This is a genomic window from Streptomyces sp. TOM-9 (genome assembly GCF_056858595.1).
In genome coordinates this window covers 4,663,458-4,676,711 of sequence record NZ_JBXEQB010000001.1, presented here as the reverse complement: position 1 = coordinate 4,676,711, position 13,254 = coordinate 4,663,458, and the positions used below count along the sequence as shown (strand labels likewise).

The 13,254-nt window shown below is 72.0% G+C and carries 13 protein-coding genes; 5 read left to right on the top strand and 8 right to left on the bottom strand.

Features of this window, described 5'->3' with window-relative positions; translation table 11 throughout:
- Positions 1 to 306: 306 nt before the first annotated feature.
- Genes dnaK through AC1VWI_RS21675 form a run of 4 tightly spaced genes read left to right on the top strand, consistent with a single transcriptional unit; the run spans position 307 to position 4,497 of the window.
- Positions 307 to 2,148, top strand: coding sequence for a molecular chaperone DnaK (gene dnaK / locus AC1VWI_RS21690; RefSeq protein ID WP_499512674.1), 1,842 nt, complete (start codon positions 307 to 309; stop codon positions 2,146 to 2,148).
- On the top strand, positions 2,145 to 2,816 hold the full coding sequence (gene grpE, locus AC1VWI_RS21685) for a nucleotide exchange factor GrpE (RefSeq protein WP_499512673.1): 672 nt from the start codon (positions 2,145 to 2,147) through the stop codon (positions 2,814 to 2,816). The genes dnaK and grpE (AC1VWI_RS21685) overlap by 4 nt, the downstream gene beginning before the upstream one ends.
- 33 nt (positions 2,817 to 2,849) lie before the next feature.
- Entirely contained in the window at positions 2,850 to 4,028 is a 1,179-nt protein-coding gene (gene dnaJ, locus AC1VWI_RS21680) for a molecular chaperone DnaJ (protein ID WP_499512672.1), read from the top strand.
- 4 nt (positions 4,029 to 4,032) lie between these two features.
- Positions 4,033 to 4,497, top strand: a complete 465-nt coding sequence (locus AC1VWI_RS21675) for a heat shock protein transcriptional repressor HspR (RefSeq protein WP_361789985.1) — start codon at positions 4,033 to 4,035, stop codon at positions 4,495 to 4,497.
- A gap of 19 nt (positions 4,498 to 4,516) precedes the next feature.
- On the opposite strand, the gene AC1VWI_RS21670 is transcribed toward AC1VWI_RS21675, so the two are convergent.
- From AC1VWI_RS21670 to AC1VWI_RS21660, 3 genes are all read right to left on the bottom strand, one after another.
- Entirely contained in the window at positions 4,517 to 5,059 is a 543-nt protein-coding gene (locus AC1VWI_RS21670; protein WP_499512671.1) for a PIN domain-containing protein, read from the bottom strand.
- Positions 5,056 to 6,213, bottom strand: coding sequence for an ImmA/IrrE family metallo-endopeptidase (locus tag AC1VWI_RS21665; protein ID WP_499512670.1), 1,158 nt, complete (start codon positions 6,211 to 6,213; stop codon positions 5,056 to 5,058). The genes AC1VWI_RS21670 and AC1VWI_RS21665 overlap by 4 nt, the downstream gene beginning before the upstream one ends.
- A gap of 66 nt (positions 6,214 to 6,279) precedes the next feature.
- Entirely contained in the window at positions 6,280 to 8,304 is a 2,025-nt protein-coding gene (locus AC1VWI_RS21660; protein ID WP_499512669.1) for a PA14 domain-containing protein, read from the bottom strand.
- A 166-nt stretch (positions 8,305 to 8,470) separates the two neighbouring features.
- On the opposite strand from AC1VWI_RS21660, the gene AC1VWI_RS21655 reads away from it, so the two are divergent.
- On the top strand, positions 8,471 to 8,935 hold the full coding sequence (locus AC1VWI_RS21655) for a hypothetical protein (RefSeq protein WP_499512668.1): 465 nt from the start codon (positions 8,471 to 8,473) through the stop codon (positions 8,933 to 8,935).
- On the opposite strand, the gene AC1VWI_RS21650 is transcribed toward AC1VWI_RS21655, so the two are convergent.
- From AC1VWI_RS21650 to AC1VWI_RS21630, 5 genes are all read right to left on the bottom strand, one after another.
- The gene (locus AC1VWI_RS21650; protein WP_499512667.1) at positions 8,893 to 9,189 is read right to left on the bottom strand and encodes an NIPSNAP family protein; all 297 of its coding nucleotides are present in this window, start codon (positions 9,187 to 9,189) and stop codon (positions 8,893 to 8,895) included. The two genes, AC1VWI_RS21655 and AC1VWI_RS21650, sit on opposite strands and share 43 nt — an antisense overlap.
- 67 nt (positions 9,190 to 9,256) lie before the next feature.
- Complete coding sequence (gene grpE / locus AC1VWI_RS21645; RefSeq protein WP_499512666.1) at positions 9,257 to 9,916, bottom strand: nucleotide exchange factor GrpE; 660 nt, start codon at positions 9,914 to 9,916, stop codon at positions 9,257 to 9,259.
- Positions 9,913 to 11,052 carry a tetratricopeptide repeat protein gene (locus tag AC1VWI_RS21640; RefSeq protein ID WP_499512665.1) on the bottom strand — a complete coding sequence of 380 codons (1,140 nt, stop codon included), beginning with the start codon at positions 11,050 to 11,052 and terminating at the stop codon, positions 9,913 to 9,915. The genes grpE (AC1VWI_RS21645) and AC1VWI_RS21640 overlap by 4 nt, the downstream gene beginning before the upstream one ends.
- Positions 11,053 to 11,074: 22 nt before the next feature.
- On the bottom strand, positions 11,075 to 12,670 hold the full coding sequence (locus AC1VWI_RS21635; RefSeq protein ID WP_499512664.1) for an Hsp70 family protein: 1,596 nt from the start codon (positions 12,668 to 12,670) through the stop codon (positions 11,075 to 11,077).
- A 116-nt stretch (positions 12,671 to 12,786) separates the two neighbouring features.
- Entirely contained in the window at positions 12,787 to 13,191 is a 405-nt protein-coding gene (locus AC1VWI_RS21630; RefSeq protein WP_499512663.1) for a pyridoxamine 5'-phosphate oxidase family protein, read from the bottom strand.
- Positions 13,192 to 13,254: the final 63 nt, after the last annotated feature.

The following is a 13,254-nucleotide window of genomic DNA, read 5'->3' as shown; positions in this document are numbered from 1 at the left end:
TGCGAGAGCGGAGGCTCGGGGCTGACGCCCGGCTGCCTACTAAGCAGTAACTTATTCGGTTCTCCTGAGACTACCCAGTATCGGCGCACGTGCGCAGCCGTGCCGCCGGTGATCTGTGTCGCTGAGGCGTGCCTTCCCTTGACGCAGGAGCGGTCCGGCGGCCGCGCGGTCGCTCGCCGTGGCCGTCCGTGCGCGGAGGGCTGGCCCATAAGTTGAGTCACCACGACTCAGGTCTGTTGACAGGGTGAGAGCTGTGAGGCACCCTTGAGCCAGTTCCACTCAAGTAGGCAGCTGGAGGATTCCACCATGGCACGTGCGGTCGGCATCGACCTGGGCACGACTAACTCCGTCGTCAGCGTTCTCGAAGGCGGCGAGCCCACCGTCATCACCAACGCCGAGGGTGCCAGGACCACGCCGTCCGTCGTCGCCTTCGCCAAGAACGGCGAGGTGCTCGTCGGCGAGGTCGCCAAGCGCCAGGCCGTGACCAACGTCGACAGGACCGTCCGGTCGGTCAAGCGCCACATGGGCACCGACTGGAAGATCAACCTGGACGGCAAGGACTTCAACCCGCAGCAGATGAGCGCCTTCATCCTGCAGAAGCTGAAGCGGGACGCGGAGGCATACCTCGGCGAGAAGGTCACCGACGCGGTCATCACGGTCCCGGCGTACTTCAACGACTCCGAGCGCCAGGCGACCAAGGAGGCCGGCGAGATCGCGGGCCTGAACGTCCTGCGCATCGTCAACGAGCCCACGGCCGCCGCCCTGGCGTACGGCCTGGACAAGGACGACCAGACCATCCTCGTCTTCGACCTCGGTGGCGGCACCTTCGACGTCTCGCTGCTGGAGATCGGCGACGGCGTCGTCGAGGTGAAGGCCACCAACGGCGACAACCACCTCGGTGGTGACGACTGGGACCAGCGCATCGTCGACTACCTGGTGAAGCAGTTCGCCTCGGGTCACGGCGTGGACCTGTCCAAGGACAAGATGGCGCTGCAGCGTCTGCGCGAGGCCGCCGAGAAGGCGAAGATCGAGCTGTCCTCGTCCACCGAGACCTCGATCAACCTGCCCTACATCACGGCCTCCGCCGAGGGCCCGCTGCACCTGGACGAGAAGCTCACCCGCGCCCAGTTCCAGCAGCTGTCCACGGACCTGCTGGAGCGCTGCAAGATCCCGTTCCACAACGTGATCAAGGACGCGGGCATCCAGCTCTCCGAGATCGACCACGTCGTCCTCGTCGGCGGCTCGACCCGTATGCCCGCCGTCGCCGAGCTCGTCAAGGAGCTGACCGGCGGTCAGGACGCCAACAAGGGTGTCAACCCGGACGAGGTCGTCGCCATCGGCGCCGCCCTCCAGGCCGGTGTCCTCAAGGGCGAGGTCAAGGACGTCCTGCTGCTGGACGTCACCCCGCTGTCCCTCGGTATCGAGACCAAGGGCGGCATCATGACCAAGCTGATCGAGCGCAACACCACGATCCCGACCAAGCGCTCGGAGATCTTCACCACGGCCGAGGACAACCAGCCGTCGGTGCAGATCCAGGTCTACCAGGGCGAGCGCGAGATCGCGGCGTACAACAAGAAGCTCGGCATGTTCGAGCTGACCGGTCTGCCGCCGGCCCCGCGCGGCATCCCGCAGATCGAGGTCGCCTTCGACATCGACGCCAACGGCATCATGCACGTCTCCGCCAAGGACCTCGGTACCGGCAAGGAGCAGCGCATGACCGTCACCGGTGGCTCCGCGCTGCCGAAGGACGACATCGACCGCATGATGCGCGAGGCCGAGCAGTACGCGGAGGAGGACCACAAGCGCCGCGAGTCCGCCGAGACCCGCAACCAGGCCGAGCAGCTGGTCTACCAGACCGAGAAGTTCCTCAAGGACAACGAGGACAAGGTCCCCGGTGACGTCAAGACCGAGGTCGAGGCCGCCGTCGCGGACCTGAAGGAGAAGCTGAAGGGCGAGGACTCCGCCGCCATCCGCGAGGCGACCGAGAAGGTCGCCGCCACCTCGCAGAAGCTGGGCCAGGCGCTGTACGCCAACGCCCAGGCCGAGGGCGGCGCGGCCGGTGCCGCGGGCGGTGCCCAGCCCCAGGCCGACGACGACGTCGTCGACGCCGAGATCGTCGACGAGGACAAGAAGGACGGTGCCGCGTGACGGAGGAGACCCCGGGCTTCGAGCAGGAGCCTGACGTCCCCTCTGCCGAGGCCGGTTCCACCTCGCCGGGGGACTCCCCCGGCGAGGCGGGGCCCGGCGCCGGGTCCGCCGACCAGGCGGGCCCGGCGGCCCCGGCCGGGGACGCCAACGCCAACGTCGCTCTGCAGGCGCAGCTGGACCAGGTGCGCACGGCGCTCGGTGAGCGCACGGCGGACCTCCAGCGGCTCCAGGCGGAGTACCAGAACTACCGCCGCCGGGTGGAGCGGGACCGGATCGCGGTCCGCGAGATCGCGATCGCGAACCTGCTGACCGAGCTGCTCCCGGTGCTCGACGACATCGGCCGTGCCCGGGACCACAAGGAGCTGGTCGGCGGGTTCAAGTCGGTCGGCGAGTCCCTGGAGACGGTCGTCGCCAAGATGGGGCTGCAGCAGTTCGGCAAGGAGGGCGAGCCCTTCGACCCGCTGGTGCACGAGGCCCTGATGCACAGTTACTCGCCGGACGTCACGCAGACGACCTGCGTGCAGATCCTGCAGCCCGGGTATCGCATCGGTGAACGCACCATCCGCCCCGCGCGGGTGGCCGTCGCCGAGCCCCAGCCGGGCTCGCAGGGCACGCAGAAGAACGACGACACGGCGGACGAGGAGAACGGTGGCCCCGAACAGGGCTGACGTGGGTAGCGCACGGAAGGAGGGACGCCGGGGATGAGCATCAGCAGGGACTTGTTCGAGAAGGATCTCTACAAGGTCCTCGGCGTCCCGAAGGACGCCACCGAGGCGGAGATCAAGAAGGCGTACCGGAAGCTCGCCCGCGAGTTCCACCCGGACGCCAACAAGGGCGACGCCAAGGCCGAGGAGCGCTTCAAGGAGATCTCCGAGGCCAACGACGTCCTGTCGGACCCCAAGCGCCGCAAGGAGTACGACGAGGGCCGCGCCCTCTTCGGCAACGGCGGCTTCCGCACCGGCCCGGCCGGCCCGGGCGGGTTCGGCTTCGACCTCGGTGACCTCTTCGGCGGCGGCCCCGGCGGCACCACCACCCAGGGCGGCGGCTTCGGCGGCGGCCTCGGCGACGTGTTCGGCGGTCTGTTCAACCGCGGCGCCGGTACGACCCGTACGCAGCCGCGGCGCGGCCAGGACATCGAGACCGAGGTGACGCTGAAGTTCACCGAGGCGGTGGACGGCGCCACCGTGCCGCTGAAGATGACCAGCCAGGCCCCCTGCAAGGCCTGCTCCGGCACCGGCGACAAGAACGGCACGCCCCGGGTGTGCCCGACCTGCGTCGGCACCGGCCAGGTCTCGCGCGGCGGCAGCGGCAGCTTCTCGCTCACCGACCCGTGCACGGACTGCAAGGGCCGCGGCCTGATCGCGCAGGACCCCTGCGAGGTCTGCAGCGGCAGCGGCCGGGCCCGTTCGGCGCGGACCATGCAGGTCCGCATCCCGGCAGGTGTCACCGACGGGCAGCGCATCCGGCTGCGCGGCAAGGGCGCGCCGGGCGAGCGCGGCGGCCCGGGCGGCGACCTGTACGTCACCGTGCACGTCGACGCGCACCCGGTGTTCGGACGCAAGGGCGACAACCTCACCGTCACCGTGCCCGTCACCTTCGTGGAGGCGGCGCTGGGCGGGGAGATCAAGGTGCCGACGCTCGGCGGTCCCGCCGTGACCCTCAAGCTGCCCCCCGGCACGCCCAACGGGCGTACGCTGCGGGCCCGCGGCAAGGGCGCGGTCCGCAAGGACGGCACCCGCGGGGACCTGCTGGTCACGATCGAGGTCGCGGTCCCGGCGACCACCGAGGGCAAGGCGCTGGACGCCCTGGAGGCCTACCGGGAGGCGACCGCGGACGACGACCCGCGGGCAGAGCTGTTCGATGCCGCGAAGGGAGTCTGAGCCGATGAACACGAGCGGCGGCATGCGTGGCGGTCGGGGCCGCAACCCGTACGAGCTGACCGACGAGTCGCCCGTCTACGTCATCTCGGTGGCGGCCCAGCTCTCCGGGCTGCACCCGCAGACCCTGCGCCAGTACGACCGCCTCGGCCTGGTCTCGCCCGACCGCACGGCCGGGCGCGGCCGCCGCTATTCGGCTCGTGACATCGAACTCCTGCGCGAGGTCCAGCGCCTCTCCCAGGACGAGGGCATCAACCTGGCCGGCATCAAGCGCATCATCGAACTGGAGAACCAGGTGGCGGCCCTGCAGTCGCGGGTCGCCGAGCTCTCCGCGGCCCTGGAGGGCGCGGCGGCGGCCATGCAGCAGCGTGAGGCCGCCGTCCACGCCTCGTACCGGCGTGACCTGGTGCCCTACCAGGACGTCCAGCAGACCTCCGCGCTGGTGGTGTGGCGCCCCAAGCGGCCGGAGTGACCGCCCGCCGCCCGTCCCGCTAGGCCAGCAGGTCCGCGGGGCCGCGCGAGACGCGGTGCAGATGGCGCCCCGAGGCGATCATCGCCTCCAGCAGCCGGTGGCCCTCCGCCGCGGGGACGAGCCCTCCGGCGCACGCCTCCCGTACGAGGTCGAAGGTCTCCTTGGTGCTGATGCCCCGCCGGCGCGCGAAGTCGCGGGCCGAGCGGTCGTCGGTGATCCAGACCGAGCCCCGGAACTCACGGCGCCGGGTGATCAGCACGCACGTCTCGGCCTCGCCGAGGTGCTTGGTCGGCAGGTGGGACGAGCCGCCGAAGACCGCCCGGCGCAGCCGGTCGACCTCCCGCAGCTCGGCGTCGTCGCTGATCTCCACGGGCTCGCCGAGCCACCCGGCCTCCGCCAGCCCGGCCAGCCTTGGCAGGAACCGCGCGGAACGGCCCGCCTCCCAGGCCACGGCCTGGGTCCAGCGGCCGCGGCCGTCCAGCACCTTCTCCAGCAGGAGCAGCCGGTCGACGGCCGCGAAGTTGCACAGGACGGTGTTGTCGGGGAACCACCACGTGGTCATGGCTGGAAGACCGGATCCCCTTCTTCCGCGTCCTGTTGCTCGATGCCGTTGCCCGGGGGCGGTTCGGGCGCGAGGAGGTCGTGCAGCCGCTCCACGTCGGTGCCCAGCAGCTCGGCCAGCGGACGCAGGGTCGTCTCCCCCGCCAGGTAGGCCTTGTACAACTCCGAGGCGACACGGGGCGGGAAGCGCTCCGCCGAGGCCTGCGAGGCCTGCTTCTGGTAGTCGTCGCCGGCGCCCGCGAGCAGGTGGCAGGCCTCCGTGGTGAGGGCGCGCAGCTGTTTGCGGCGTGCCGCGTCGATGAGTCCCAGTTGGTGCAGCCGGGCCGCCAGCGCGCTCGGCGACACCCGGAAGCGCACGACGAGCCGCTCGAATCCGGCGTCCGAGAGCCCGCCCTCCGCCGTCGCGGCCTGCGTCAACTCGCGCGTGGGCATCAGCAGATGCGACGCGAAGACGTTGGCCCTGACCTCGGCCAGGTCCTTCTGCCGGCCGGGGGCGACCCGGGACTCCACGACCACGCTCCGCGCGTCCCTGGCGAGGATGTGGCAGAGCTCGTGGGCCAGCGTGAAGCGCTGCCGCGTCCACAGGTCGGTGGGCGCGAGGAGGACGAGGCGGAAGGAGTCGGCCTGCCACGCCAGGCCGTCCACACCCTGGGGAAGCCCGGTGATGGCGACGTCCACCCCGAAGCGGTCCTCCACCGCCGCGATCAGCTCGTCCGTGCCCGTCCCCGAGGCCGGCAGCAGCTCCAGCACCTCGGCCGCCAGCCGCTCGCCCTGCGCCGCGTACCGCTCCGGCGCCGGGTCGACCTCGGGCACGGCGGGCAACTGCCTTGTGCGGCCCAGCAGCTCCAGCACCTCGAAGGCGTCGGCGAACCGCGCCGCGACCTCCTGCGCCCCCACCGGGTCGGCGGTGGTGTCGCCCCGGGTACGGGCCGCGAGCGCGGGGCGCAGCGGCTCGTTACCGGTCAGCAGCCAGTCCACGCTCGTGCCGCCCGCCTCCGCGATCAGCGCCAGGTCGAGCGAGGTGAAACGGCGGATCCCGCTCAGCGACTTCGACAGCTTGTCGGGCGTGAGCCCGACCGACCGGGCGAAGGCGGCCTGGGTCATCGCCGCCGCGTCCATCACGGTGCGTACGCGCTCGATGACATACGGGTCCATGCGTACAGAGTAAGGCGGGCCTTGCGATAATCGCAAGGCCCGCCCTTTTCCGGCTGTCCCGGGGCGTTACGGTGTCACGATCGCGTAGGCCCCTCCGGGCAGCGACTCCGTTCCGTCCCCGTGCACGGCGCGCACCCAGTAGAAGTGGGTGGTGCCGCGGGCGGCGGTGGTGTCGGTCCAGGCGGTGGCGGTGACCGGCTCCGGGGTGAGGCTCTCGTAGCGGCCGGTGTCGCGGTCCCAGCGGTAGACGAGGTAACCGACGGCGTCGGCCACGTCTCCCCATCCCAGCCGCACGCCGTCGCTGACGCCGGCGGCGGTCAAGCGGACCGGGGAGCCCTCGGGGGTCTCCACGGACGGGGTGAGGTCGAGCTCGGTGAACTCCACCACATGGGCGTCGTGTTCCGAGAGGAAGAAGGAGTTGCCCCAGATGTCCTGGGCGTCGACGAAGTAGCAGCCCTTCTCGCCGTCGGGCAGCCGCTCGGCGAGGTACTCGGTGGTGCCCGGGCTCAGCCACTCGACCGCGTGGGCGTCGTAGCAGACCCGCTCCTCCTCGTCCTCGTACAGCTCACCGCGGTAGACCGCGTAACGGGCGAGGTCCGGCTCGGTGTTGGGGTCCCAGTGCAGGCGCACCCCGTACTCGGTCGGCACGACGGTCAGGCTGGTGACCTTGGCCGGGGGCTCCTCGTCGCCCGGCACAGCGAAGGCGGCCTCGTTCGAGGGTGCCGAAGCGACGCCGTCGGCGCTCTGTATGACGGCGTAGTGGTAGGTCACGCCGCGCCGCAGGGAGTTGCTGGTGTCGGTGCAGCTGTACCGCACCGGGTCCGAGCCGAGGTTGCCCTCGTGATTGACCGTGCAGGCGACGGGGGTCGCGGTGGCCGGGTTTACCGGCGAGGTGGTCGAGCGGTACACGGTGTACGTTCCGACGGCCTGCGCCCTGGGGAGGCTCCAGGTCAGCTTGACGCCGAGGAGGTTCTCCAGGGGGGTAGCCGCCACGTCACGGGGTGCGTCCGGCCGGATCACCAGTTGGGCCGCGCCCGCGGACGCGGACTTCGCGGAAGCATTGCCCGCGGCGTCCACCGCGGCGACGGCGTAGACGTACGTCGTCTTGGCGGCGGCCGTCGTGTCGGTGTACGACGCGGCCGACGGGGTGCCGATCTGCGTCCACGGGCCCGCCGCCGACGTTGACCGGTAGACCCCGTACTGCTTGGCGTCCGACACCGCGTTCCAGGTCAGGGCGTAGCCCTTGCCGTCGGCGGTCACTGCGGCCTTCAGACCGGTCGGCGTGGCCGGGGCCTGTTCGTCGATCGACGTGACGGTGACCGCGGCCGACATCGCGGAGGCGTTGCCCGCCTTGTCGACCGAGGTGACCGCGTAGGAGTACTTCGCCCCCGTGGCGGCCGGCAGGTCGCGGTAGGACGGCGTGGTCACGAGCGCGCTGCCGCCGATCCGTGCCCAGGCGCCGGTGCCGGTGCGCCGGTAGACCCGGTAACCGGCCAGGTCCATCTCGGCGTTCCTGGTCCATGCGAGCGTGAAAGCGTGGCCGCTGGCCGGGGCCTTGAGGCCGGTGGGTGCCAGCGGCTTCGTCTTGTCCACCGACGCCGACGTGCGCGGCGCGTACGTGAACTTGACGTTGGCGCTGCCCTTGAAGGCGGCGAAGTCGACGCGGAGGGTGTGCCTGCCCTTGGGGACGGTGAGGTTGAGCGTCTTGCTCCGGGTGGTGGAGACGTCCTTCCAGAGGTCGATCTTGCGGGTGCCGTCGAGGTAGACGCGGATGCCGTCGCGGGCGGCGGCGGTGAACGTGAAGGGGCCGCCGGAGCCGAAGTCGCGGGTCAGGCTCCAGCGGACGCCGAAGTTGTCCTTCGGCAGGGTGACGCTGGCGGGATCGCCGGTGCCGTAGTTCTCGTTGATCGAGGTGTCGCAGGCGGTCTTCTTCGGGGTGCCCTTGAAGGTGGTGTTCGCGTAGTACGACGCGACCCACACCCCGGTGGAGCAGGTGGTCGCCGCGTGGGCGGCGCCGGCCGGCAGCGCGAGGCCGGCGGCGGTCGTTGCGAGCGCGAGCGCGGTGGCGCGGGCGCGTATGGATGTGGTCAAAGATCCCTCCCTGAGGAGTGAAATCCTGGCAGGCCCCGAACACCCGTGCCAAGTCGATTCGGTTGCTCGTGATCAGGCCGTGCCGTCCCGGTCCCGCGTCCGCCGAAGGGGTGGCCTCCCGTGGCGGGGCGGGCGTGTGGGGCGCGTGGTGGGGAAGACGGTCCGTATGCCGCACGGAAGCGTCGGAGCCGGGATCGTGGTGGGGCTGGCCGTGGGGATGGTGGCCGGCGCGGTGCCGCTCGGGGCGAACTGGGGCGCCGAGGGGCTGGACGTGGGGCTGGCGACGGTGGCGATGTGGGCCGGGCTGCGGCTGGCGGCGCGGCGCGAGGGGCCGTGGTGGACCGCCGGGCTGCTGGCGCTGGCCCTGGTGAGCGTGGGCGTGGCGGCGTACGGGGACGTGGGCGTGCCGCGGTACGCGGGGCTGGTGCCGGTCCCGGTGGTGGCGGCGCTGCTGGTGGTGGGCGGCGCCGGTTCCGTGTGGGCCCGGCGCCGGGGGATGGGCGTGGTGGGTGCGGCGGCCGGGGCGGGCGCGCTGGTGGCCGCCGCGTGGCTGCCGGTGTGGGCGGCGGCCGCGGTGTGGGCGGCGGCTCAGGCCGGTTCGACCTCACGGACCTCGCTGCCGACGAGGTAGTCCTCGGGCTGCAGCGGCATCCGTACGCGTTCGGGGCTGTCCCAGTAGCGGGCGTTGGCCGCGGCGAAGCCGTCCTCGCCGTCGTAGGCGATCAGCCAGACGAACTGGCTGCGCTCGCGGTCCACCCAGGCCAGACCGATCTCGAAGCCGTGGGCCCGGCGCAGCGGCACGATCTCGGCGTGCCACAGGCCGAGCCAGGCGTCGAGCATCTCCGGCTTGATGGTGTACGTCCGCAGCTGTGTGGTCCTGGGCAATCCGGGGCTCCCTGGGTTCCTCGGGTCCTTGGCTTCCTTGGCTTCCTTGGCCTCCTCGGCCCTTCGGTCACGCGGGCGCGTGCACGCGGACCTGCTGGGGGCGTACGACGCGGTCCCCCATGCGGTAGCCGTGCCGTACGACCTCCGCGACCTCGCCGGCGAGCTCCGGCCGGGGCGCGGGGACGGTGCCCACGGCCTCCTGGAGGGCGGGGTCGAAGCGCCCGGCGGTGACCGGGATGCGGGTCATGCCGTACTTCTCCAGGAGGGTCAGCAGCTCGGCGCCGACCGAGTCGCCGAAGCCGCCGTCGACGCCGAGGTGGCGGTCGATGCGGTCCAGGAGGAGGACGAGGTCGTACAGGAGCGGCTGCACCAACCGGCCCTCGGCGGCCCTGCGGGCGTGGTCGAGCTCGGCGCGAAGTTCGTCCAGACCGCGCCGTCCCTCACGGTCGTTGAGCAGCCGGCGGCGGAACTGGTCGCCGAGCGCGGCCATTTCCTCGCGCAGGCCGTCGACGGCGTCGGCCACCACGGCCAGGGGGTCGGGCGCGGGCTCCTGCGCGGTCTGCGGGGCGGGGCCCTCCGGCGGCACCTGCGGCGGCGCGGGGGGCTGCGGGGGCACCTCCGGCAGGGGTGGCACCACCGGCACCACCGGCACCACCGGCACCACCGGTACGGCCGGCACGGGCGGGACCTGCGGAGGCTGCGGAGGCAGCGGTGGCGGGGTGCTCATGCGCGGCTCCAGTACTGCTGAGGCGGGTTGAGGAGGTGCCGGGGGAGGGACGCGCGGGTGTGCCACCAGCGCGGTCGGAAGCCGATCCACGCGATGAGCGCGAGGGCGGCGAGCGCCACGAACCAGGCGTAGGGCCTGGCCGGCGTGAGCGGCACCACGACGGCCGGGACGAGGGCCCAGAGCATGCTCTTGTGCCACCGCCAGGTCTTGCCCAGGGACTCGGCGGCGAGCCCCCGGTAGAACTCCAGCCGCCCCAGCAGGTCCGGATCGGCCGGGCGCACGGCCAGGCCCTGGTCGACGCAGTGCAGGATGCGCCGGGCGGCCTCCTCGGAGGCGACGACCAGCCTCCGGGTGACCGGGTGCGTGATCATCGAGCCCTCGGCACGCAGCGACCAGATGCGGCTGATCTGGTCGCGCAGCCCGGTGTGGCCGGGACTGTGCGCCAGGGCCTTCTCGTACCAGGTCAGCGCCTCGTCGAAGCGCGAGGAGGCGTACAGGCCGTCGCCGACGGCGAGTTCGGTCCCGAGGTCGCCCGGTGCCAGGTCGTCGGCCTTCATGTACCAGGTCAGGGCCGTGTGGTGGTCGCCGAGCGCGGTGTGGACGTTGCCGATCTGGAAGTGGTTCGCGGCGTCGTCCGGGTCCAGCTGCAGCGCCCTGCGGTGCTCCTGGAGGGCGTCCTGGTAGGCGCCGAGGTCCTGGTGGACGGCGCCCAGCAGTCGCCAGGCGTAGGCGTTGCGGTCGTCGTGGTGCACGGCCTGGCGGAGCTCGTACTCGGCGGCCTGCAGGTCGCCGTCCTCGATGTTCCGCTCGGCGTTGCCCACCCAGTCGCGTACGGTGCCGCCGAGGGTCGGCTGTACGGCCTCCGGCTCCCGGGGCCCCGGCCCCTTCTTCCGGGACCGGGCCAGCCGCCGGTCGTACAGGGCGCGGGCGGAGGGGTCGGTGAGCGCCTTGCGGGCCTCCAGCACGCGCCGCACCTTGTCCTCGGCCTCGCGGCGCTTGTCGGCGGTGGGGGCCTTGCTCGCCTTCCCCGCCCAGCTGCGGTGCTCGCGGTCGAGCTTCCTGCCGATCTCCTCGGCGCTGTCGGCGGTGCCGATCCCGAACTCGGCGTAGTAGTCGGGCACGTCCGTCGTGGTCATGGGGCGTCGGCTCCCGCTCCGGTCAGAGGGCCGCGGTGCGGGACACGCGGTCGCTGAGTTCCTCGAGCTCCTCGGTGCCCAGGTTGTCCGGGCGCTCGACCTCGAACTCGCCGAGCCACTCGCCCGAGGTCAGGTCCTTGACCTCGACGTGGATGATGCCGTCCACGTCGTAGGCGTAGTACACCTCGAAGGGCGCGCCCTTGGGGTACGGCGGGATCTTCAGGGTGCTCTCGCCGACGACCTTCACGTAGTCCAGGTCCTCGCCCTCGCCCTCGGTGACCTGCACCCGCAGCGCGGACTGGCGCTCCCGGACCGTGTAGAAGGTGTCGCTCTCCTTCGCGGGGACCGTGGTGTTGTGCGGGATGATCACCGCGTTGTACTCCGGTGAGCGGGGGGCGTCGTCGTGGACGGCGACCATGCCGAGCGACTGCGAGGTGACGTCCTTGATGGACTTCACCCTGCCCTTGGTGAGCCGGGCCAGGCCGTCGCCGGGGGCGGACTCCACGTGGGCGCCGCTGCCGATGTACTTCTTGCGCTCGGCGGCCTGTTCGGCGCGGACCTCGGCGTCCAGGGCGATCAGCGCGGCCCCCAGGGCCACCACCTCGTCCTGGCTGACGCCGGGTTCCGCGGTCCGCCCGGACAGCCGCTCCACCAGGGCCGGGACCTGCGGCATCCGCGTGGAACCGCCGACGAGCAGCACCTTGTCGACGTCGTCCCAGGTGAGTCCGGACTCCTCCAGGACGCCCTCGGTGAGGATGCGGGTGCGGTCCAGCAGTTCGGCGGTGAGTTCGTCGAACTTCTCGCGGGTGACGCGGATCTGCTCGTGCCGGCCGCCGGCCGAGAGCATGACGACGGCCTGCGGGGCGTTGGACAGGGTGCGCTTGGCGATCTCCGCCTTGTCGCGCAGTTCGGCGAGGGTGGCGGTGTCGTCGGTGAGGTCGGGGCCGCCGGCCGCCATGAAGGCGCCGTTGAGGTGCTCCATCAGCGCCCCGTCCCAGTCGAAGCCGCCGAGGTTGCGGTCCCCGTCGGTGGCGATGACGTCGTACTCGCCGTCCTCGACCTTCATCACGGTGACGTCGAAGGTGCCGCCGCCGAGGTCGTAGACGAGGACGGTGCCGACCCGCTCGTCCTCGTCCTGGTCGAGCCCGTACGCGAGGGCGGCCGCGGTCGGCTCGTTGACGATCCGCAGCACCTCCAGGCCGGCGATCCGGCCGGCGTCCTGGGTGGCCTTGCGGCGGGCGTCGTCGAAGTAGGCGGGGACGGTGATCACGGCGCGCTCGACGGGCTCGCCGAGCATCATCTCGGCGTCCTCCTTGAGCCGCTTGAGGATCAGCGCGGAGATCTCCTCGGGGCGGAAGGGGGTGCCGGACTCCGAGGTGTAGACGGGCGTGGGCTCGCCCATGTAGCGCTTGACGAACTGCACCACGTGGTCCGGGGCGGTGGCCGCGGAGCGTTTGGCCTGCGAGCCGACGACGACGACGTCGCCCTGGAACATCACCACGGACGGGGTGATGTTCTCGCCCTCGCGGTTGCGGACGATGGACGCGGTGCCGGTCCGGTCCGCCACCGCGACAGCGCAGTACGTCGTGCCCAGATCGATTCCCACAACCCGTGCCACAGCCGGGCACCTCCCCGTAGCCGTACGCCAACCGAATCTGCCGGAGCGTCAATCATGCAGCATGCAGGGGTGTTTCGGGGGCGGGATCGACAGGGCCGCGGGGGCCGGGCCGAGGGTCAGGCGCGGCCCATGGCGCGGGTCAGCGCGATCTCGACGACGACCCGGTCCGGGTTGGGGGCGGGGGTGCGGCCGTAGCGCTCGGCGTAGCGCCGTACCGCGTCGGCGACGGCGTCCGGGTCGGTGTTGATCCGGGCCACGCCCTCCAGCGTCGCCCACCGCCCCTTGTCGACCTGGCACACCGCGACCCGGGCCCCTTCGGGCCCGGCCGCCAGCACGTGGGCGACCTTCCGGCTCGCCTTGTTGGTGATCACGCGCGCCAGCCCCGCCTCGGGGTCGTACGTCACGCCCACCGGCACGACGTGCGGGGAGCCGTCGGCCCGGTGGGTCGTGAGCGTGCTCATCAGGTACTCCCGCCAGAAGGCGAGGTAGGCGGGATCTGGTTCGCGTGGGTTGACCGTCATACCGGGAAGGATGTCACCCGGTCGGCGCCAGGGCGACGGAGCCCCGGGCCGAACTGCAAGGGC

Bases quoted from the DNA above. Each gene is read 5' to 3' on its own strand.
- grpE (WP_499512666.1), bottom strand. From the start codon at position 9,916: ATGAGCACCCCGCCACCGCTGCCTCCGCAGCCTCCGCAGGTCCCGCCC.
- AC1VWI_RS21665 (WP_499512670.1), bottom strand. From the start codon at position 6,213: ATGGACCCGTATGTCATCGAGCGCGTACGCACCGTGATGGACGCGGCG.
- AC1VWI_RS21675 (WP_361789985.1), top strand. From the start codon at position 4,033: ATGAACACGAGCGGCGGCATGCGTGGCGGTCGGGGCCGCAACCCGTAC.
- AC1VWI_RS21670 (WP_499512671.1), bottom strand. From the start codon at position 5,059: ATGACCACGTGGTGGTTCCCCGACAACACCGTCCTGTGCAACTTCGCG.
- dnaK (WP_499512674.1), top strand. From the start codon at position 307: ATGGCACGTGCGGTCGGCATCGACCTGGGCACGACTAACTCCGTCGTC.
- dnaJ (WP_499512672.1), top strand. From the start codon at position 2,850: ATGAGCATCAGCAGGGACTTGTTCGAGAAGGATCTCTACAAGGTCCTC.
- AC1VWI_RS21630 (WP_499512663.1), bottom strand. From the start codon at position 13,191: ATGACGGTCAACCCACGCGAACCAGATCCCGCCTACCTCGCCTTCTGG.
- AC1VWI_RS21640 (WP_499512665.1), bottom strand. From the start codon at position 11,052: ATGACCACGACGGACGTGCCCGACTACTACGCCGAGTTCGGGATCGGC.
- AC1VWI_RS21655 (WP_499512668.1), top strand. From the start codon at position 8,471: ATGCCGCACGGAAGCGTCGGAGCCGGGATCGTGGTGGGGCTGGCCGTG.